Source organism: Streptomyces sp. NPDC021019, from assembly GCF_044333295.1.
GTDB lineage: Bacteria > Actinomycetota > Actinomycetes > Streptomycetales > Streptomycetaceae > Streptomyces.
Genome location: NZ_JBIRQR010000001.1, coordinates 584,610 through 603,504 on the forward strand (window position 1 = coordinate 584,610; position 18,895 = coordinate 603,504).

Consider the following 18,895-nt stretch of genomic DNA (forward strand, 5'->3'; position numbering starts at 1 on the left):
CATCTCGACCGTAGGCCACGCTGAATCGCCCCGGTAGTCAATTGGCTACGGAGAGGAGCGATAGGTGTATGGCGAGAACGCTTGTCCGAATGCGCAGGAGCCTCCCGACCTTCCGGCCCTCGGAACGCTTGTGGTGGACTCCGGTCGTGGTGACCGGGTGGGGGAGTTCCGTGGGGTGGCCGGCCCTTACTGGTCGTTGCGGCCGGTGGGTGGCGGGGCGGAGTGGGAGGCGGAGCCTCACCGGGTCCGGCCGGCGCTCCTGATGGAGCAGCTTCGGGTCAGGACGGCGCGGCTGAATGCCCGCAGCCGGGGCGAGGTGCTGTGAACGCGTTCCAGGCGCGCGGGTGTTGGTATGTCGCCGAGAGTCGCGGCGGTGACGCGGCGAGGAGTGTCCGGCTGGGCGGGGTTCTTGCGCCGACGCGGCGGCTGGCGCTGCGTTGGCTGGTGCGGCAGGCCCGGCGTTTCGCGGACGCGCTCGATCCGGACCCGTACGCGCCCTGGGTCCCGGCCCGTGCGCTGTACCCGGTCCCGGCCGGGGGTCGGCGTGACGCGCCGGCCGAACTCCGGTCCTGGGCGGGCAGTTTCCGTGAGCACGACTATGCGCTGGGGCGGCTTGCGGAGGGGCTGCCGTACGAGTTCGTCGCCCGGGACGCGGCTGCCTGGTACGGGCTCGTCATGCGCCCCCTGGCCCCCGCCCCCGCTCCCGCGCGTGCCTCTGTCCCTCTCTGTTCTCTCCGGCAAGGATGAGCGTCATGTTGCAGTGCACCGCCTTCAGTGAACTTCCCGAGATGGGTGCGCGGGTCGCGCTCATGGGCCTGGCGGACGGGCCGGGGCAGGCGTCGGAAGCGCCCGATCTGGACGAGTTCCTGCTCTGTGAGCTCGGCGAGCACGAGGAGGGGGTCGAGCACGCGGCCCAGCTCTGGTCGGCCTCGGCTCCGGCCGGGCGGGATCTGTGGATGTTCTGGAGCGACGGCGACGGGCGGCGGAAGTTCCGTTTCGCGGAGCTGCTGCCGTGCCCGGCCGTCATCCACCGCCTGTCCGTCAAGGACGGAGACGCCTGCGTGCTGTACGACCGGCACCCCGCCGCACACTCCTGGGACGTGACGGATCCGCTCGCCGACCTGATGGCGGAGCGCATCCGGGAGGACGTACGACGCGACCGCGACGGAGGCGGCGGGGTGGCGACCTGAGGCCCCTGTCGACGCCCTCCGCGAGGACGCCATATCCGGGCACTTGTCCTCGGATAGCGCCGGAGGCTATCGATAGGCTCTCGCCCATGAGTGTCGGAGTGGAAGTCGTTCAGCAGCCCAGCCCGGAAGTTGTGGATGCGTTCGGCCGCCTGTTGCCGCAACTGTCGGCGACTGCGAAGCCTCTGGACCATGAGGCTGTTGGACGGTTGGTGCGGTGCGACTCCAACGTCGTGCTGGTGGCGCGGGTAGCGGGTGAGATCGTCGGGACGCTGACGCTGCTGCTGTTCCCCCTTCCGTCTGGGCTTCGGGCTCGGGTGGAGGATGTGGTTGTCGACCGGTCGGCACGCGGCCAGGGAGTGGCAGGGGCACTGACTCGGCATGCTTTGGGGCTGGCTCGGGATGCGGGAGCACGGACAGTGGACCTCACGTCCCGTCCGGACCGTGAGGCGGCGAACCGGTTGTACGAGCGGCTGGGTTTCACGGCCAGGGAGTCCACGGTCTTTCGGTTCTCCATGGGGGACTGACCGGCCATCCCTGTGGACGGGGACGCCAGTCGACTTGTCGGACGCGGGTGAAGTCATCACGATCGGCTGCGTTTCGAAGGATGAGGGTCTCGGTGCCAACGCCCGACGTTGTGTTCACCGAGGTCCGCGTCGCCGCGTTCGTCGACGGCTGATACTGGCACGGCTGCATCGAGCACCACCACTTCCCCGCTACCGGTGCGTGCCCGACCTCGGTTGATGCCGGGGCGGGGCACCTTTGTCGTTGAGGTGCGGCCGTTGCGCTGCGGCGACCAGCTCACGCGCCCGTTCGTTGAAGTCGGCCACCGGGCGACGCGTCCCGCACGGCTCCATACGTCGAGTTGAGTCGGCTTCGGAGTCGACCACCACCGACGAGTGATGGTGGTCGTGCACTGCGTCCGGCCCAGGTCCGCCAGGTTCGAGCCGGTGGCGTAATTACGGGGCGTCAGGCACTGATGTCTCGCGTGCACCTTCCTGTCTTGCTAGCCGGGCCCGGGTTGTCTGGCAGTACCAACCCGTCCCGGCGTTTTCCCGGCTGCTTGCCGCTCGGCTCGACGTCCACCGAGCCGAACTGGCCCCAGCTTCGGCCGGATTGCTGCGACAACCCGGTGGTGAAGGTCTCTCACCTCACTCGATTCCATGGCGCCTCGTGGCGCACCCACCCGCTACGACAAAACCCCCGAGAGCTACCTCGCCGGACTCCACCTCGCCGCCATCTTCATCTGGTCAGCAAGGTGATCCGAGAGAAGCTGCCTAGTAGCCGAGGTTCTTCTGCTCGGTGATCAGGCGGCCGGCGATGTGCAGGTTCCCGTCGGAGTCGAGCACGGCGATGATCTTCTTTGTGGAGCCGTGGTGGGTCGTGAAGTAGATCTTGTCCGCCTCCTGCGAAGTGGAGTGGTTCGTGTTCACGGACAGCTCGATGCTCACCGGCGAGCTGATGAGCACGTCCTTCTTCGGCGCAGTCGGGTAGGTCTGGTTCTGCCGCAGCTTGACGCGGCCGTGGGTGTCCCCGGTCCCCTCGTCCCAGTCAGATGCCAAGCCGAGGTCGATGTCAGGCATGCGATTTCCCCTCCGGTTGCTGTGGACGAACTTGCGGCCGGGTGCCACAGGGCTTCCCGAGCCGAGCCCAGAACCTACGCATTTTGTTCACATGACGGCTTTACATCGCGGGACTATGTCCGATTTTCGTCATGCTTTGTCGTGAAGTCGCCTCAAAGTGCTGGAGGTGAAAAAAGCCCGAAAAGAGCCGTGCGTGACGGTTCTCGCGGGGTAACGGATAGATCGACTCCCTCAGCCTGGCGGACCAGCTGATCCGAAGGAAACGGCCTAGCCGAGTCGCAACACCACGCGGCCGACAACAAGCACCCGGCGGCCGACGCGACGGCTGCCGGGCAGGGGCAGTGCCAACAGCTATGGAGGAACTGACGACGTATGCGCGACCTATCGGTTGCCTCTCCATCCGGCAGTGCGGTCCCCGGGGAGCTGTAGGGGAGCGCAGGCCCCATCGGACGCGGATCACGGGCAACGCCGTGAAACGCACGTCTCCGCAGGTCCGCCCGAGGCTCAAGCCCCGAGCCGCGAGTACCGGGCTTCGAGCTCTCTCTGTAGGGATGGGTGGTTGGGTTCAACCCACCCTCCCTCCCTCCCTCCCCGCACTCTGATCAGGTTTCGAACCACCCTGCGGGCTGCGCGAATTCGACCAGAAGTGACGGTTGGTGACTGGGTTGCGCCGGAGCGTACGCACGCTCTAGGTTCGCGATGAGCAACCCACTATCCGTAAAACGGACAACCCCGGTGGTGCTACCAACACCGACCGGGGTCTGACCGTAAGAGATCGAAGCCCCTAGAAAGGCGATCCCCATGGCTGCCGCCAACCTTAGTGCCGTCCTGCGCGCACCCGCCGCCCACCCCATGGCGAAAGCCGGGTACGGAAAGCGGCACGCCCCCGATCAAGCCCCGCCCCGCGCTACCGACTTCACCGGTCTGGAGCCGCGTGAGGCGGCCATCGCCTCGTACATCGACCGGCTACCCGAAGGCGCGGCGATCGGCTACAAGGTCCTTGCCGAGGAGCTGCCGGACTTCGGGCAGCAGGCGTGCCGCAGCGCGCTCGACCGGCTGACCCGGGCCGGGCATCTGCGGCGCATCAGGGTCCATGTCACCGTGGCCGACGGCCAGATGCGCTGGGTGACGCGTACGTACTTCTCCCGGACCGCCCGCGACGCCGCCTGGTGGGCCGCCCACGTGCGGTTCGTCCGGGGCCTGGACGCGCCGGGCCAGCCTCCGGCCCCAGCTGCCGGGCAGGCGGTCGGGGAGCCGGAGCCGGAGCCCGAGCCCGGCGTCCGGGCCCCGCGCTCCGAGGCGTACGACGTCCTCGCCGGGCTCGGCCGCCGCGAGCCCCGGCTCCAGCTCTCCGAGGGTGACTGCGTGCAGCTGGAACACCTGGTCGGGGAGTGGCTGGCGCGCGGCGTCGGCCGCGAACAGATCACCCAGGCCCTGACCTCGGGCCTGCCGGCGTCCGTGCACTCCGCCGGACCCCTCCTCCGTAAACGACTGGAGACCAAGATGCCGCCCAGCCCCGCACCCCGGCCGGAGAACGACCACCCGAGCGAGCAGATCGTGGGCATGGTGATGATGTGCCTCTTCTGCGACGAGGACGAGACGACGACCACGCTGGACCACGGCGTGTGCCCGGACTGCCGCGCCCAGGTCGCCCGCGACGAGGCGGCCGGCCTGACCGGCGACGTCCCCGACACCTTCCTGGCCCGCCCGCGCGCCGAGGTCGACGTCGCCGCCCGCATGGCCGAACTCCGCTCGGCCACTGTCCGCCCGGTCCTCCCGGCCCCGAGGTCGCGCAGGTGAACGGGCGCGCGCCGGGTGAGCCCGAGATGTCCGTGGAGGAGTTCGAGGAGCTGTCCCGTCGCGCGCCGGAGCTGGTGCGTCTGGAGTTCATCGGCGGGAAGGTGCGGGCGAAGCCTCCGGCCGACGGAACGCACGGACAGATCGTGATGTGGCTGGTGAAGCGGTGCCTGGAGCACCGGGCGGACCTGTGGCTCTACCCGGCCTGTGGCCTCGCCGTCGAGACGTACCGCAAGGGCCGCGCCCGCCCCGACGGCGTCCTCGCGCCCGACGAACACTTCGCCGGGGCGGGGGAGTGGGCGGCCCCCACCGGCGTACTGATGACCGTGGAGGTCACCTCCCGCGACGCCGACACCAACCGGCGTGACCGGGTCGAGAAGCCCGACGGCTACGCGGCGGCCGGCATTCCGGTCTACCTGCTCGTCGACCGCGAGGGGTGCTCGGTCACCGTCTTCACCGAGCCGGAGAAGGGCGCGTACCGCTCCGTCACCACCCGGCCCTTCGGCGCGCTCGTCGAGCTGCCCGAGCCGGTCGGCTTCACGCTCGACACCGAGAAGTTCAAGGAGTACACCGACTGAAGGTGTGCATCGTGGCCGCGCAGAACCCCAGGTCTTCGACGTGGAGACGCTGACGGCGGGCTGAGCCGGTCGTTCCGCGTGCGGATATTACGGTGGCGGTGTCGCGTCCGGTTGTTAACCTCGCTCAGCTCTTGATCTCCGATCTTCAAGGGCAGAACCGGGGAGGGAACGCGCATGGCAGGACGTACGGGACAGGGACGAGCGAGACGGGCGGCCGTAGCGGCCGTGATCGCCGCCGGGACGGTGCTGGCGACGCCGGGCACCGTACTTGCGGCGGGTGCCGGGCTCCCACCGAAGCAGCCGCGGATCGCCGATCTGGCGACGGAGAACTCGGCGTGCGTATCCGGCGAGAAACGGCCGTACGTGGGGTCCGTGCCGCGGCTGACGGCGCGGCTGTACGGGCCCGGCGGCGGGCAGCCCGGTGAAGCGAGCAAGGTCCGGGGCGAGTTCGAGGCGTGGTGGCAGGGCGAGGGCGGCGTCGAGGAGCGCGTGACCACGACCACCAGCACGCTGCTCGACACCGCTCCGTTCAGCTGGCAGCTGCCGGACACCATCCCCGCCGAGACCGTCGTGTCCTGGCGGGTGCGGGCCGTCAACGACGCGGGTGTCTCCGCCTGGAGCAGCGAAGGGCCGGGCGCGCCCTGCGAGTTCGTGTACGACCGCACCCTCCCCGACGTCCCGGTCGTCACCTCCTCCGACTATCCGGACGACAACACGTGGACGCCCGGCGCCGGGGTCCGGGGGACCTTCCGCTTCACGGCGCAGGCCGGGGACATCGTCGGATTCGCCTACTCCTTCAACGGTGAGCTGCCGCGCATGGCCGACGTCCGGCCCGATGGTTCGGCCGAGATCAGCTTCGTGCCGGAGAAGTCCGGCCGCCAGGTCCTCTCCGTGCAGGCGCAGGACCGCGCGGGCAACCGTGGCCCGCGCACCGACTACTCCTTCCTGACCGGGGAGGGGCCCGCGCCCGTGGCCCGGTGGAAGCTCGCCGACGCGACGGGTTCCCGTTCGGCCGCCGCCGAGAACGGCACCGCGGCCCGTGCCGGTGCGGGGGTCGCGTTCGGCGCGCCCGCGCCCTCCGGCACCCCGCTCACCGCCACCGCCTCGCTCGACGGATCGGGTCACGGCTTCCTGACCCCGGGCGCCCCGGTCGTCGTCGACACCGCGAAGGACTTCGCGGTGGGCGGCTGGGTGCGGCCGGCGCGCGTCGACGGCACCCGTACGGTCCTCTCGCAGGACGCGGGCACGGGGCGCGCGTTCACCCTGGGGCTGACCCAGTCGGGCCCCGGGCCCGCCTGGTCCTTCTCCGTCGGCGGGGCGCGGGTCACGGGCGGGCTGCCCGAGGCCGGCGACTGGGCGTACGTGCTCGGCCAGTACGACGCCGGAACCGGCACGGCCCGGCTCTACGTGAACGGCCGCGCGGCCGGCGAGGAGACGGCCGCCGTCCCCGTGGCGGGCGAGGGCGACTTCCAGATCGGCCGGGCGCGCGGGGCGCAGGGCTACCGGGACCGCTGGCAGGGCGAGATCGGTGACGTACGGGCGTACGACCGGATCGTGGTGCCGGAGGAGCTGACGGCCCTGGCCACCCGTGCCGCGCGGCGGGTCGGCCACTGGGCGCTGGACACCGCGCCCGACGGCCTCGCCCCGGAGACGGGCGGGGGCGCACCCGTGAAGCTGGGTGCGGGCGCCTCGATCTTCCGCCTCGACCACCCCTGTGACGTCTTCGACCCGGACTGCGTCCAGGACTGGCCGCTGGAGGGCGACGGGCACCTCCGCCTCGACGGCGTCTCGGGCCACGCGGCCACGGACGCGCCCGTCGTCGACACCACCGGGAGCTACACCGTCAGCGCCCGCGTCCGGCTCACCGACGACGCCCCGGCGGGGCCGATGACGGCGATCTCCCAGGGCGGGGAGCACGGCGACGCGTTCAAGGTGCGCTTCGACCCGGAGAACTCCAGCTGGGACCTGGTGCTGGCGCACGCCGACGAACCGGGTGCGCCGGAGACCGTGCTCCGCCGGATCGAGCAGCCCGACGGGGACATCGGAGTGGGCTACCGGGTGACCGTCGTCCACGACGCCTCGCGGAACCAGGTGTCCTTCTACCTCGACGGGGTGAAGTACGCGGAGGGCGGTACGGCCGACTTCGACGCCGCCTGGAAGAGCACCGGCGGGCTCCAGCTAGGCCGGGGCCGCACCGCCGACGGCTGGGGCGAGCACCTGAAGGGCGTCGTGGACAGCGTGTACGCCTACGAGGGTGTGCTGTCCGAGGACGAGATCCGACGGCTGCCGTAAGCCGCGGCCCGACGCGCCCGTCGGACGGACGAGGGGGCTCGCCCCTCATCCGTCCGACGGGTCCCGACTCGCGCATTCCCTGCGGACGGTGTGGGCTGGGACACAAACGGGAGTGCCGAGGGGCTGGGCGGGCAACAGCCCCGTACGAGCGGTTCGGAGCGACACGCCGTACCGGGTGGTGAGCGGGACATCTCATCATCCGATATGAGCGGGTCTATTCCGGGCTGCTCGTTAGACTGAGCCGACCGCAGTAATGACTGAGCGAGGAGCGCACGTGGGCCTTGTCGTGCAGAAGTACGGAGGCTCCTCCGTAGCCGATGCCGAGGGCATCAAGCGGGTCGCCAAGCGAATCGTCGACGCCAAGAAGAACGGCAACCAGGTGGTTGTCGTGGTGTCCGCGATGGGCGACACGACGGACGAGTTGATAGACCTCGCCGAGCAGGTGTCTCCGATGCCTACCGGCCGTGAATTCGACATGCTGCTGACCGCCGGTGAGCGGATCTCCATGGCCCTGCTGGCGATGGCGATCAAGAACCTGGGCCACGAGGCCCAGTCGTTCACGGGCAGCCAGGCCGGTGTCATCACCGACTCGGTCCACAACAAAGCGCGCATCATCGACGTCACGCCGGGCCGCATCCGGACCTCGATCGACGAGGGCAACATCGCCATCGTCGCCGGGTTCCAGGGCGTGAGCCAGGAGGGCAAGAACATCACGACCCTCGGCCGCGGCGGGTCGGACACGACCGCCGTCGCGCTGGCCGCCGCGCTGGACGCCGAGGTCTGCGAGATCTACACCGACGTCGACGGCGTCTTCACCGCGGACCCCCGGGTCGTGAAGAAGGCGAAGAAGATCGACTGGATCTCCTTCGAGGACATGCTGGAGCTGGCCGCGTCCGGCTCCAAGGTGCTGCTGCACCGCTGCGTCGAGTACGCACGCCGTTACAACATCCCGATCCACGTCCGCTCGTCCTTCTCCGGACTGCGCGGCACCTGGGTCAGCAACGAGCCGCAAGGGGACCAGCAGGTGGAGCACGCGATCATCTCCGGAGTCGCCCATGACGTCTCGGAGGCCAAGGTCACCGTCGTCGGCGTCCCGGACAAGCCCGGCGAGGCGGCGGCGATCTTCCGCGCCATCGCGAACGCCGAGGTCAACATCGACATGGTGGTGCAGAACGTCTCCGCCGCGTCGACCGGCCTGACGGACATCTCCTTCACCCTGCCCAAGGCCGAGGGCCGCAAGGCCATCGACGCCCTGGAGCGGACCAGGAGCTCCATCGGCTTCGACTCGCTCCGCTACGACGACCAGATCGCGAAGATCTCCCTGGTCGGCGCCGGGATGAAGACCAACCCGGGCGTCACCGCCGGATTCTTCGAGGCCCTGGCCGACGCGGGCGTGAACATCGAGCTGATCTCGACATCCGAGATCCGCATCTCGGTGGTCACCCGCGCCGACGACGTCAACGAGGCCGTGCGCGCCGTGCACTCCGCCTTCGGTCTCGACAGCGACTCCGACGAGGCCGTCGTCTACGGAGGCACCGGCCGATGACCGGACGCCGCCCTTCGCTTGCGGTCGTCGGCGCGACCGGGGCGATCGGCGGTGTCATGCTCCGGATCCTCTCGCAGCACGCGGACGTCTGGGGCGAGGTCAGACTCGTCGCCTCACCGCGCTCGGCCGGCCGCAAGCTGGCCGTGCGCGGTGAGGAGATCGAGGTCCTCGCGCTCGCCGAGGACGTGTTCGACGGCATCGACGTGGCTGTCTTCCTGGTGCCGGACGAGGTGTCCGCCCGGTGGGCCCCGATCGCCGCCGCCAAGGGCGTCGTCGCCATCGACGACTCGGCCGCCTTCCGGCTCGACGACGATGTGCCGCTGGTCGTCCCGGAGATCAACCCCCATGCCGCCCGGCTCCGGCCGCGCGGCATCGTCGCGTCCCCGAGCTGCACCACGCTGTCGCTGATCGTCGCGATCGGCGCCCTGCACGCCGAGTTCGGACTGCGCGAGCTGATCGTCTCCTCCTACCAGGCCGTCAGCGGCGCGGGCCGGGACGGCGTCGCCGCCCTGCGCGAGCAGCTGGCGCTGGTGGCCGGCACGGAACTGGGCACCCGGCCCGGGGACGTACGCCGGGCCCTGGGGGACAGCGCGGAGGCGGCGAGGAGCCCGTTCGCCGCACCCGTCGCCCTGAACGTCGTGCCCTGGGCGGGTACGGACGCCGGCGACGGCTGGTCCTCCGAGGAGATCGCCATCCGCGAGGAGTGCCGCAAGGTGCTGGGCATGCCGGACCTGAGGACCACCGCGACCTGTGTGTACGTTCCCGTGATCGCCACGCACTCGATGTCCGTCCACGCCCGCTTCGAGAACGAGGTCGCCGTGGGCAAGGCGCACGAGATCCTGGCGACCGCCCCCGGCGTGGTCCTCTTCGACAGCCCGGCGTCCGGAGATTTCCCCACTCCGTCCGACGTGGTGGGCACCGACCCCACCTGGGTGGGGCGCGTCCGGCGTTCGATGGACGACCCACATGCCCTGGAAATGTTCCTTTGCGGTGACAATCTCCGAAAAGGTGCGGCTTTGAACGTGGCGCAGATCGCCGAATCGGTCGCCGCCGAATTCCCCCGGGCGTGATCGAACCTGTTTTGTAGGATCTGTGAACGCCCTATGAGCAATTTGCTGGTCTGAACCTCTTGAGCTGGGACGTTGTCGTATCCGACGATGATCTCCCGGCCATCTGCAACCGCATCTTGGTCGGGCTGCGTCTATGCGGTCACTTCTTGCGTGGCCAGACGCTATGACGGGGCATTTGGGGAAGAGCAGGTACGTATGAGGGCATGTCGCACAGCGTCGAACGTGACGCCGTACGCGTACAACCCTGACGGGGGGCAGCGTGTCCAACAGGCGTGGCAGCAGAGGTTCTCGACATCACAGTGGTGGGCCCGTTGCGAGGCGCGTCGACGCGTCCGCTCCGGCGGCCCCGTGCGCCCGGCGGCATGCCGGTGATCGCGCCCATGCCCGCCGCGCGCCCGGCGCAGCTTCCCTCGCAGCGCGGGGATGCTGAAGAGACGGTGGCAGCGGGAACCACGGTCGACCATCTCACCGAGACCTATCGCGCCCACTACCGCTCCCTGCTCGGCCTCGCCGCCCTGCTGCTGGACGACACCGCTTCCTGCGAGGACGTGGTGCAGGAGGCGTTCATCCGCGTGCACTCCGCGCGGAGCCGGGTCCGCGAACCGGAGAAGACCCTCGCCTATCTCCGGCAGACGGTCGTCAACCTCTCGCGCTCCGCACTGCGTCGCCGCATCCTCGGGCTGAAGCTGCTCTCCAAGCCGATGCCGGACATGGCGAGCGCGGAGGAGGGCGCCTACGACCAGTTGGAGCGGGACGCGCTGATCAAGGCCATGAAGGGGCTCCAGCGACGCCAGCGCGAAGTGCTGGTGCTGCGCTACTTCGCGGACATGACGGAGGCCCAGGTCGCCGAGACGCTGGGTGTCTCGCTGGGCTCGGTCAAGGCGTACGGTTCCCGGGGTATCGCGGCGCTGCGCGTCGTGATGGAGGCCCAGGCATGAGCGGGCCCGAGCAGCGCGACGAGCACAGGCACGAGAATGACCCGACGGGAAACGGAATTGTGAACCACGGGCCGGAGAAGACTCCGCACACCGATCCGGAGCGCCCGCACGACGGGCGCACGGGGCCCGAGCCGGGCGAGGCCCCGGAACCGACGCCACCCGCGCGGGCGGACAACGAGGCCGCCGAGGACCCCGACGAGCAGGACCCGGGGACGGCGGAAGCCGCGGCGGACGCGAGTACGGGGCGTGCCGCGGCCGCCGACACCGCCGCCGGCGGTACGAGCGAGACCTCCGCCGACTGTGCGAGCGAGGCCCCCGCGGACGGTGCGAGCGAGACCCCCGCGGACGGTGCGAGCGAGACCCCCGCGGACGGTGCGAGCGAGACCCCCGCCTCGGGCAAGGCCGCCCCTCGCAAGGCCTCCGGGGCGCCGGGCGACGACGACCTCGTCGGCACGCTGACCGACCTCTTCGCACGTGACCGGGGCGGCGCCGCCCCCGCCTCCGAAGAGCTGGACGAGGTGGCCCTGCGCCGCATGCTGCACGGTGCGGTGCGGGAGCTGTCCCCCTCCGAGGGGACCCTCGACCACCTCCACCGCGCCGTCCCCGCCCGCCGGGCGAGGCGACGGCAGGCCGTCGTCGGGGCGGCTGCGGCGGCCCTGCTGATCGGCACCGCCGTCCCCGCCTTCGTCCATGTCGCGACCTCGGACGGCCCGTCCCACGCCCGCCCCGCCATCGCCGGACACGGCGAGCAGGCCCAGGGCGGCAACGGGGACGAGACCGGCCCCGAGGCCCCCGGCCGGCGGACCGTGGAGCCCACCGAGCGGGAGAGCGAGGGCAGCGCGGGCGAGGCCGACCCGGGCCCCAGCCCCACCGAGGGCGAGGGCAGTGACCCCGGCGGCACGGCGACGGGCGAGACCACCGACTCCCCGAGCGCGGACTTCGCCTCCCTGCCGGTCTGCGACCCGAGCCAGCTGGGCGTCGCGTCCGCGGGCACCGACGCACCGGGAGCCGACGGCACCGTCTACGGCAGCTTCAAGATCGCCAACGTGTCCGGCACCGACTGCACGGTCAGCAGCAACGGCACGGTGGGCTTCACCGCGATGGGCGCGGCCGACCCGCTCAAGATCGGCGTGGTCCAGCATGCCGCGGGCGACGCGGCCCCCGGGCTGCCCGACCCCTCGCAGGAGCCGGGCACGGTGCTGCTGAAGCCGGCCATGGCGTACGAGGTGCGGTTCGCCTGGGTGCCGGCCGACACCTGTCCGGCCGTGGGTCCGTCGCCGAGCCCGACCCCGTCGACGGACGGGGCCGGAGGATCGGTCGGCGAGGGGGGCACCGATCAGCCCTCGGGCGTCGGCACGCAGGCACTGAACGAGGACGGCGAGGGCGCGGCGGAGGGCAGCGTGGCCGTGACGCACACCCCGGAGACGGGAGCGCCCACCGCGGAGACGGAGATCCCCAACGCCTGCTCGGGCACCATCTACCGTACGGGCGTGCTCGCCACGTCGTAGTCCGGCGACGTCGGCCTGTCGTCGTGGTCCGGCGCCGGGGCCCTACGGGGCCGCCGGGGCTTTCCGAGCCGCCTCGGAGGCCTCAGGGACTGCCGGGTCCCGCGGTTCTTCCGGGGCCGTGGCGGGGTCCTCCGGGACGAGGCCGAGCGCGATGTCGCGCAGGGCCTCGGCCTCGCGGCGCACCAGCCGGAACCACATGAAGAGCACGAAGCCGGCGAAGACGAACCACTCGCCCGTGTACCCCAGGTTCTGGAAGGCCTTCAGATCGAGGCCGCTGCCCTCGGGGGCCGCCGCGGGCACCGGCTTCATCGCACCGCCCGTACCGCCCGCCTCGGCCTGGGGAAGCGTCACCCAGGCGTCGTACACGTCGTACGGCACGAGGTTCACCAGGGTCGCGGCGCTGATCATGCCGACCTGGCCCCCGGGCAGCCCGCCCCGGGCGTTGACCCCGTCGCTGCGCGAGTTCTCGGAGGCCTGGAGGTCGCCGGTCACCGTGACCTCGCCCTCCGGCGCGGCGGGCACCCGGGCGCCGGTCGCGGAACCGGGCAGCCAGCCCCGTACCACCGGCAGGGCCTTGCCGGTGTCCGTACGCAGCAGGTTCAGGACGTAGAAGCCGCGGCGGTCGTCCAGCTCGCGGCCGGGCACCAGGAACTGGTCGGCGTACGTGCCGGTGGCGACGGCCGGGCGGCCGGACGTCACCTTGTCGACGGGCAGCAACTCGTCCAGGGGTTTCGCGGCCCGGGTGCTGGGATCGGGCTGCTTCTCCGCCTGTTCGTGCGACTGCACGCGGTCCTCGAAGCGGCCGAGCTGCCAGGTGCCCATGAACACGCAGAACGGGATGGCCAGCACGACGAAGAGGTTGATCCCCCACCATCGCGGGGTCAGCAGGAACCGGTACACCCCTCAAAGGTACGGTTCCCCGCCCCGGGCTCCCGGGGCGGGGTCCGCCATTTATCCGGCTCTTACGCCGCTTCCGGCCCCGGGGCGCCGACCACGGCGCCTCCCCCCAGGTGCTTCAGCGCGAACTCCAACTCCAGCCGCACCTGCTTGATCCGCTCCTCCACCACCAGCGAGCCGTGTCCGGCGTCGTACCGGTACACCTCGTGGACCGCGCCGCGCGCCGCCAGCCGGTCCACGTAGTTCTCCACCTGACGGATGGGGCAGCGCGGATCGTTGACGCCCGCGGAGATGTAGAGGGGAGCGCGCACCGCGTCGACGTACGTCAGCGGGGACGAGGCCTCGAAGCGCTCGGGAACCTCCTCCGGCGTGCCGCCCAGCAGCGTGCGGTCCATCGCCTTCAGGGCCTCCATCTCGTCGTGGTACGCCGTGACGTAGTCCGCGACCGGCACCGCGGCCAGGCCCAGCGACCAGGAGTCGGGCTGGGTGCCGAGCCCGAGCAGGGTCAGATAGCCGCCCCAGGACCCGCCCGCCAGGACCAGGCGCTCCGGGTCCGCGAGCCCGGAGGCCACCGCCCACTCCCGTACGGCAGCGATGTCCTCCAGCTCGATCAGCCCTACCCGGTGCTTCAGCGCGTCCGTCCAGGCGCGGCCGTAGCCGGTGGAGCCCCGGTAGTTGACCCGGACGACCGCGAAGCCGTGGTCCACCCAGGCGGCGGGGCCGGAGGCGAAGGCGTCGCTGTCGTGCCAGGTCGGCCCGCCGTGGATCTCGAAGATCGTGGGGAAGGGGCCGTCGCCGGTGGCGGGCTTCTGCACGAGGGCGTGGATACGGCCGCCCGGCCCCTCCACCCAGGCGTCCTCGACGGGCACCGACGGCGGGGCCTTCGCGCCCGGCGGGTCCAGGACCACCGCACCGCTCGTCGACCGCACCACGGGCGGCAGCTCGGCCGAGGACCACAGGTACTCCACCGTGCCGTCCGGGCGGGCCGTGGCGCCCGACACGGTGCCCGCGGGGGTCTCCACGCGCACGGGAGCCGGGGCCCCGGGCTCGTACCGCCAGAGCTCGCTGCGGGCCTCGAAGCCGTGCTCGACGAGCAGCGCCGAGCCGTCCGGATACCACTCGGCCCCCACGTCGCCCGGCAGGTCGACCGGCAGCGCGGTCTCCGTGCCCGCGACCGGGTCCCAGATCATCGGCTCCCAGCGGCCCCGGCGCTGATGGCCGACGAGGAGGCGGGTGTCACCGGCGACCGGGGCGAAGCCCAGCACGGCGAGGCCCAGTTCCTTCGTGCCGCCCTCGGTGTCGTCCAGCTCGGCCACCGTGGAGCCGTCGGGGCGCACCACGCGCAGCGCCGAGTGCATCGCGTCGCCGTGCTCGGTGTGCTCCAGGGCGATCAGGGTCCCGTCGTGGGAGAGGTCCCCGACCCCCGCGGACTCCCGGTGCCGGTAGATCTCCACGGGCTCGGCGCCCGGCGTCCGCACCAGGTGGATCGTCGTGCCGTCCTCGTCGGTCGAGCGGCCGATCACCGCCGAACCGTCCCGCCCGATGGCCAGGCCCGCCGGGTAGGAGGGAGCGAGGCCGGGGGCGGCCGGCTCGTCCTCCCCGCCGTCGAACGGCTGGCGCATCCACACCCCGAACTCGTCACCGTCGGTGTCGCTGAACCACCAGACGGCCTCGCCGTCCGGCGTCAGCACGCCGTCCGTCGTGCCGTTCGGCCGGTCCGTCACCTGGCGCTGCCGCCCGCTCGCCCGGTCCCACGCGTACAGCTCGTAGGTCCCGGTGGCGTTGGAGACGAACAGCGCGCGGTCGGGGGCGTCCTCGGCCCAGTCGGGCAGGGAGACGCGAGGCGCACGGAACCGCATCTCCCAGTCGGGCACAGCTGCTGCTGCATCAGTGGTCATCCCCTCATCCAACCCGATCCGGGGGCCGGGCCCGTAACCGGATTCGAAAGACGTGAAGCCGACGCGAAGTCGACCAGAAGTCGTTGTCGTGCGCCCTGTCGTGCGCCCTGTCGTGCGCCCTGTCGTGCGCCCGAATTCGTCACCGGGCCGCATGCTCGGACCGAATGGAAAGTGCAGTGATATTTCCGGATGCTCGCGCATTTCGCTGTGCATGAATTCACTGGGAGTCGAGAGGGTCGATGGAGTCGATCGCGCGCGACAGGAATCTGGAATTACCTGTTCCGTTTGTCGTTCCTGTGGACGGCGTGATTGTCGGACCAAGATCGGACGATACGGGCACACGCTGCCCCTCCGGCTCCGCACTGCGCTGACCAGTGCTAACGTCCATCGACTTTTCGGTTTTCCGTTCGAGGGGGCCTCGGTGACCGGGAGTCGAGGGAGGGTATTTCCGTGGTAGGTGGTCGTATGCGCAAGGCCGGTTTCGTCGCCGGAGCCGCAGCGGTTCTCCTGTTCGCCACGCACACCAGTGCCTGGGCCAACTGGACCGCCCATAACTGGGTGGGAAAGCAGGGCAAGATGTCCCAGCAATGGGTCGACGAGTCGTGCAACGCAATCGACTTCACCGGTTGCGGTGAGGTGTACGGCCGAAAGAGCGTCGATGTGGAGCTGTGGCAGCAGATCGGCTGGGGGAAGGACAAGAGGCACGACACCTCCAAGTTCACCACCCGCTTCGAGGGTTCGGGCTCCAAGAGCACGGCCACGCAGTCGGGGCTGCCCAAGGACAGCTACTACCTCGAAATCGGCGACATCGGTTCGGGATGCGTCTCCTGCGCCGTCGTCGTTGGCAAGGTCAACGTCGACACCACCAAGGCCGACTGATCCCGCCGGGCCTCCGCGTGTCCCGCGCGGAGGCCCGGCTTCGCGCTCCACGACGAGGCCCCATGCGCATCACCGCTTCTCTCCGCACGCACCCCGCCGTGCTGGCCACCCCTTTCATCGGGGTCTTCTTCGCCTACGTCTTCCTGACGAGCACCCGGCGCATCGGTCAGCTCATCGACCTGCCCTGGGCCGCACAGGCGGCTTCGTACGCGCTGCACGCCCCCGTGCCGATGGCGGCCGCGGCCGCGGCGGGTCTGACCGCCGTGGAAGCGACCCGGCTCAAGGCCCTGGGCACGTGGCAGTTGGGCGCCGTCCAGCCCACGTGGCGCATCGCGCTGCACTCCGTCCTCGTCACCGTGGTGTGCCTCTCGACGCTCACCGCCGGCGTCATGGCGGGCGGGCTGTGGGTGGTCGGAGTCCTTCCCGATCCCTACGCGTTGCAGATCATGGGCATCGTGGTGGTGCTGATCGCCGCCCACGCCGTCATCGGGTTCGTCGTCGGCAGGCACCTGCACGCGCTGTACTCCGCACCCCTGGTGGCGGTGGTGGCTTTCGTGGGCATCACCTTTCCGCTGGGCACGGACAGCTACTGGGCGCACCACGTCACCGGGGCGATCGACTGGGTGGGCTTCGGCGAGGCGTACTCACCGGCGATGACACTGGCCGCCCTCCTGCCCACGGTCTGCCTCGCACTCGCCTGCGTCGCGCTGGCGGCCCTCCGCCGCGATCCCGTCCGCTATGCCGCCCTGTCCCTGGTCCTGGCCGTCGGCGGCCTGCTCGGCGCCTACGGCATCACGGCGGACTGGCGCTCGATGCCTCCGGCCTCCCGGGGGCTGGCCCCGGTCGTCTGCGAAGGGGAAGCGCCCGAGGTCTGCCTGCCGGAGGCCGGAGCCGAGCACATCGGTGAGATCCAGGTCGAAATCCGCCGTATGGCCGACCAGTTGGCGGCCAAGGGTGTCATCGACCGGAAGCCCGACCGCATCACCGACGTCTCCGTGGCGGACGACCGGCGGACCGACACCGGGGGAGAGCGCTGGACACTCGCCCTCGCACCGGGCACCGCGGACCAGGCACTCGGGGAGAACATCGCCATCGCCGTGGTCGGAGCGCCCTGCGCCGAGCCCGACTGGAACGTGCTGCACTACAACACCCTCTGGGCGGCCCGCGCGATAGGGGTCGAGAACCAGTACCTGGCATGGCTGTCACGGGAGACCCAGGGGTTCAGCCAGGGCCAGACCAAGGAGCGGCTCCTGGCCGGGACGGCCGGCGTGGCCGAGCTGTCCGCGCGGGAGCAGCGGGCCTGGTACGCGGAGAAGCTCCGGTCCGCCTGCCGGGCCGGCGGCCCGGCATGATCTGGTGGCTGCGCCAACGGGGCGCTTTCGGACTGCTGCCCGGCGTGCTGCTCGCCTTCGCCATGGGCATCGGTCTGACCAGCGGTGTGTCCGTCGTCTTCCCCTCGTTCCTGGGGAACTACGCGATGATGACGGAGCTCAGCACCTTCGTCGCCGTCCTCCCCGGCATCGCGGTGATCGCCTGCCTGGAGCGGCGGATGCCCTCCGTGGAACGCTCCGCCGTCCGGCGTCTCGACGCGCGGGACACCGTCCTCGTGGCCGGCTTCGCGCTCCTCGTGACCGCGGTGGCCGCAGGCCTGTCCCTCGTGGGGTCGGACGCCATGCTGGTGGCCGCGCGCAACAATCTGCTCTTCTGCGGACTCGCGCTGGGGGCCTGGCCGTCGCTGGGCCACCGCGCGACGCTGGTTCCCGTCTTCTGGATGATCCAGTCCATGTTCCTCGGCGGCCGCGACCGTGACGACCCCTACCCCTGGGTGATCGTCACCGAGGCAGCTCATGTCACCCACGCCACCGTGGGAGCCTCCGCCGTTTTCCTGGCCGGACTTCTCTCCCTCGTCTGCTTCGCACCAAGGACCGACCGATGACCCTGCTGCTCGACCGCGTCACCTTCCGCTACCGCCGCTGGGAACGTCCCGTCCTCTCCGGCTTCAGCTACGAGGTCCCCGACGAGGGCCTGACGATCCTGCTCGGCCCCAACGGAGCGGGCAAGTCGACCACGATGTCCCTCCTGGCGGGAACGGTGCAGCCCCAGGGCGGCAAGGTCCGGCTCAAGGACTCCACTCTCACCTCCGCCGCCCGCGCGTACCGCCGGCATGTGGCGTGGCTGCCGCAGAAGGTACCGACGTCACGGCAGCTGACCGCCCGCGAGTACGTGGCGTACGTGGCCTGGCTGAAGGGCGAGGACCGTACGGGAGCCTGGGAGCGCGCGGGGAGGGCCCTCGACCGGGTGGGCCTCGCCGAGCAGAGCGGCCGGAAGACGGCCAAGCTCTCCGGAGGCCAGCTCCGCCGGGTCGGCATCGCGTGCGCGCTGGCCCATGACGCACAGGTGGTCCTCCTCGACGAGCCCACCGCCGGACTCGACCCGCACCAGCGCACCGTCTTCCGAAACGTGCTGCGCACGGTCGCCGACCGCATTCCGGTCTTGATGTCCACCCACGACGTCGCCGACCTGGCCGACGAGGCGAACACCGTCTCCCTCATGGACCGCGGCCGGGTCCTCCACCACGGAGCGACCCGGAGCTTCCTGGACCAGGCGCGGTCCGACGCCGCTCCTGGCCGGCGGGCCGAGTCCGCGTACTCCGTCCTCATGGGCCTGGAGGGCACCGAATAACCACTCGCACGCCTCCCGGCCCGCGGATAGCTTTCCGGTC

General features: G+C 71.0%; 18 protein-coding genes. 15 read left to right on the forward strand and 3 right to left on the reverse strand.

Annotated features, from left to right (window positions below):
- Nucleotides 1–64: 64 nt before the first annotated feature.
- The 4 genes from ACH4RG_RS02725 (at nucleotide 65) to ACH4RG_RS02740 (ending at nucleotide 1,714) form a co-directional block, all read left to right on the forward strand.
- Nucleotides 65–325, forward strand: a complete 261-nt coding sequence (locus tag ACH4RG_RS02725; RefSeq protein ID WP_398161891.1) for a hypothetical protein — start codon at nucleotides 65–67, stop codon at nucleotides 323–325.
- Nucleotides 322–747 (forward strand): hypothetical protein, encoded by a 426-nt coding sequence (locus tag ACH4RG_RS02730; protein ID WP_397927488.1) that lies wholly within the window; start codon nucleotides 322–324, stop codon nucleotides 745–747. The genes ACH4RG_RS02725 and ACH4RG_RS02730 overlap by 4 nt, the downstream gene beginning before the upstream one ends.
- A 5-nt stretch (nucleotides 748–752) precedes the next feature.
- On the forward strand, nucleotides 753–1,190 hold the full coding sequence (locus ACH4RG_RS02735) for a hypothetical protein (RefSeq protein ID WP_397927489.1): 438 nt from the start codon (nucleotides 753–755) through the stop codon (nucleotides 1,188–1,190).
- Between the two features lie 86 nt (nucleotides 1,191–1,276).
- Nucleotides 1,277–1,714 carry a GNAT family N-acetyltransferase gene (locus tag ACH4RG_RS02740; protein ID WP_397927490.1) on the forward strand — a complete coding sequence of 146 codons (438 nt, stop codon included), beginning with the start codon at nucleotides 1,277–1,279 and terminating at the stop codon, nucleotides 1,712–1,714.
- Nucleotides 1,715–2,464: 750 nt separating this feature from the next.
- On the opposite strand, the gene ACH4RG_RS02745 is transcribed toward ACH4RG_RS02740, so the two are convergent.
- Complete coding sequence (locus ACH4RG_RS02745; RefSeq protein ID WP_397918363.1) at nucleotides 2,465–2,770, reverse strand: DUF6342 family protein; 306 nt, start codon at nucleotides 2,768–2,770, stop codon at nucleotides 2,465–2,467.
- 801 nt (nucleotides 2,771–3,571) lie between these two features.
- Between ACH4RG_RS02745 and ACH4RG_RS02750 the strand changes: the two genes are divergently transcribed.
- The 7 genes from ACH4RG_RS02750 (at nucleotide 3,572) to ACH4RG_RS02780 (ending at nucleotide 12,499) form a co-directional block, all read left to right on the forward strand.
- On the forward strand, nucleotides 3,572–4,570 hold the full coding sequence (locus ACH4RG_RS02750) for a hypothetical protein (protein ID WP_398539004.1): 999 nt from the start codon (nucleotides 3,572–3,574) through the stop codon (nucleotides 4,568–4,570).
- 26 nt (nucleotides 4,571–4,596) lie between these two features.
- A complete protein-coding gene (locus ACH4RG_RS02755; RefSeq protein WP_398539384.1) occupies nucleotides 4,597–5,145 on the forward strand; it encodes a Uma2 family endonuclease in 549 nt (182 codons plus the stop codon).
- A 174-nt stretch (nucleotides 5,146–5,319) separates the two neighbouring features.
- Nucleotides 5,320–7,437, forward strand: a complete 2,118-nt coding sequence (locus ACH4RG_RS02760; RefSeq protein WP_398539005.1) for a LamG-like jellyroll fold domain-containing protein — start codon at nucleotides 5,320–5,322, stop codon at nucleotides 7,435–7,437.
- A 274-nt stretch (nucleotides 7,438–7,711) separates the two neighbouring features.
- Nucleotides 7,712–8,983 (forward strand): aspartate kinase, encoded by a 1,272-nt coding sequence (locus ACH4RG_RS02765; RefSeq protein ID WP_397918360.1) that lies wholly within the window; start codon nucleotides 7,712–7,714, stop codon nucleotides 8,981–8,983.
- A complete protein-coding gene (locus ACH4RG_RS02770; protein ID WP_397918359.1) occupies nucleotides 8,980–10,053 on the forward strand; it encodes an aspartate-semialdehyde dehydrogenase in 1,074 nt (357 codons plus the stop codon). Before ACH4RG_RS02765 ends, ACH4RG_RS02770 begins: the two co-directional genes overlap by 4 nt.
- A 362-nt stretch (nucleotides 10,054–10,415) precedes the next feature.
- On the forward strand, nucleotides 10,416–10,991 hold the full coding sequence (locus tag ACH4RG_RS02775; RefSeq protein ID WP_361874097.1) for a SigE family RNA polymerase sigma factor: 576 nt from the start codon (nucleotides 10,416–10,418) through the stop codon (nucleotides 10,989–10,991).
- The gene (locus ACH4RG_RS02780) at nucleotides 10,988–12,499 is read left to right on the forward strand and encodes a hypothetical protein (RefSeq protein WP_398539006.1); all 1,512 of its coding nucleotides are present in this window, start codon (nucleotides 10,988–10,990) and stop codon (nucleotides 12,497–12,499) included. Before ACH4RG_RS02775 ends, ACH4RG_RS02780 begins: the two co-directional genes overlap by 4 nt.
- 42 nt (nucleotides 12,500–12,541) lie before the next feature.
- On the opposite strand, the gene ACH4RG_RS02785 is transcribed toward ACH4RG_RS02780, so the two are convergent.
- Nucleotides 12,542–13,399, reverse strand: coding sequence for an SURF1 family protein (locus ACH4RG_RS02785; protein ID WP_398539007.1), 858 nt, complete (start codon nucleotides 13,397–13,399; stop codon nucleotides 12,542–12,544).
- Nucleotides 13,400–13,461: 62 nt separating this feature from the next.
- A complete protein-coding gene (locus ACH4RG_RS02790) occupies nucleotides 13,462–15,294 on the reverse strand; it encodes a prolyl oligopeptidase family serine peptidase (RefSeq protein WP_397918356.1) in 1,833 nt (610 codons plus the stop codon).
- A 465-nt stretch (nucleotides 15,295–15,759) separates the two neighbouring features.
- Between ACH4RG_RS02790 and ACH4RG_RS02795 the strand changes: the two genes are divergently transcribed.
- From ACH4RG_RS02795 to ACH4RG_RS02810, 4 genes are all read left to right on the forward strand, one after another.
- Entirely contained in the window at nucleotides 15,760–16,173 is a 414-nt protein-coding gene (locus ACH4RG_RS02795; protein ID WP_398539008.1) for a hypothetical protein, read from the forward strand.
- Nucleotides 16,174–16,235: 62 nt separating this feature from the next.
- Nucleotides 16,236–17,525 carry a magnesium transporter gene (locus ACH4RG_RS02800; protein ID WP_398161875.1) on the forward strand — a complete coding sequence of 430 codons (1,290 nt, stop codon included), beginning with the start codon at nucleotides 16,236–16,238 and terminating at the stop codon, nucleotides 17,523–17,525.
- Nucleotides 17,522–18,109, forward strand: a complete 588-nt coding sequence (locus ACH4RG_RS02805) for a hypothetical protein (RefSeq protein WP_398539009.1) — start codon at nucleotides 17,522–17,524, stop codon at nucleotides 18,107–18,109. The genes ACH4RG_RS02800 and ACH4RG_RS02805 overlap by 4 nt, the downstream gene beginning before the upstream one ends.
- A complete protein-coding gene (locus ACH4RG_RS02810) occupies nucleotides 18,106–18,855 on the forward strand; it encodes an ATP-binding cassette domain-containing protein (protein ID WP_397918352.1) in 750 nt (249 codons plus the stop codon). The genes ACH4RG_RS02805 and ACH4RG_RS02810 overlap by 4 nt, the downstream gene beginning before the upstream one ends.
- The last annotated feature ends 40 nt before the right edge of the window (nucleotides 18,856–18,895 follow it).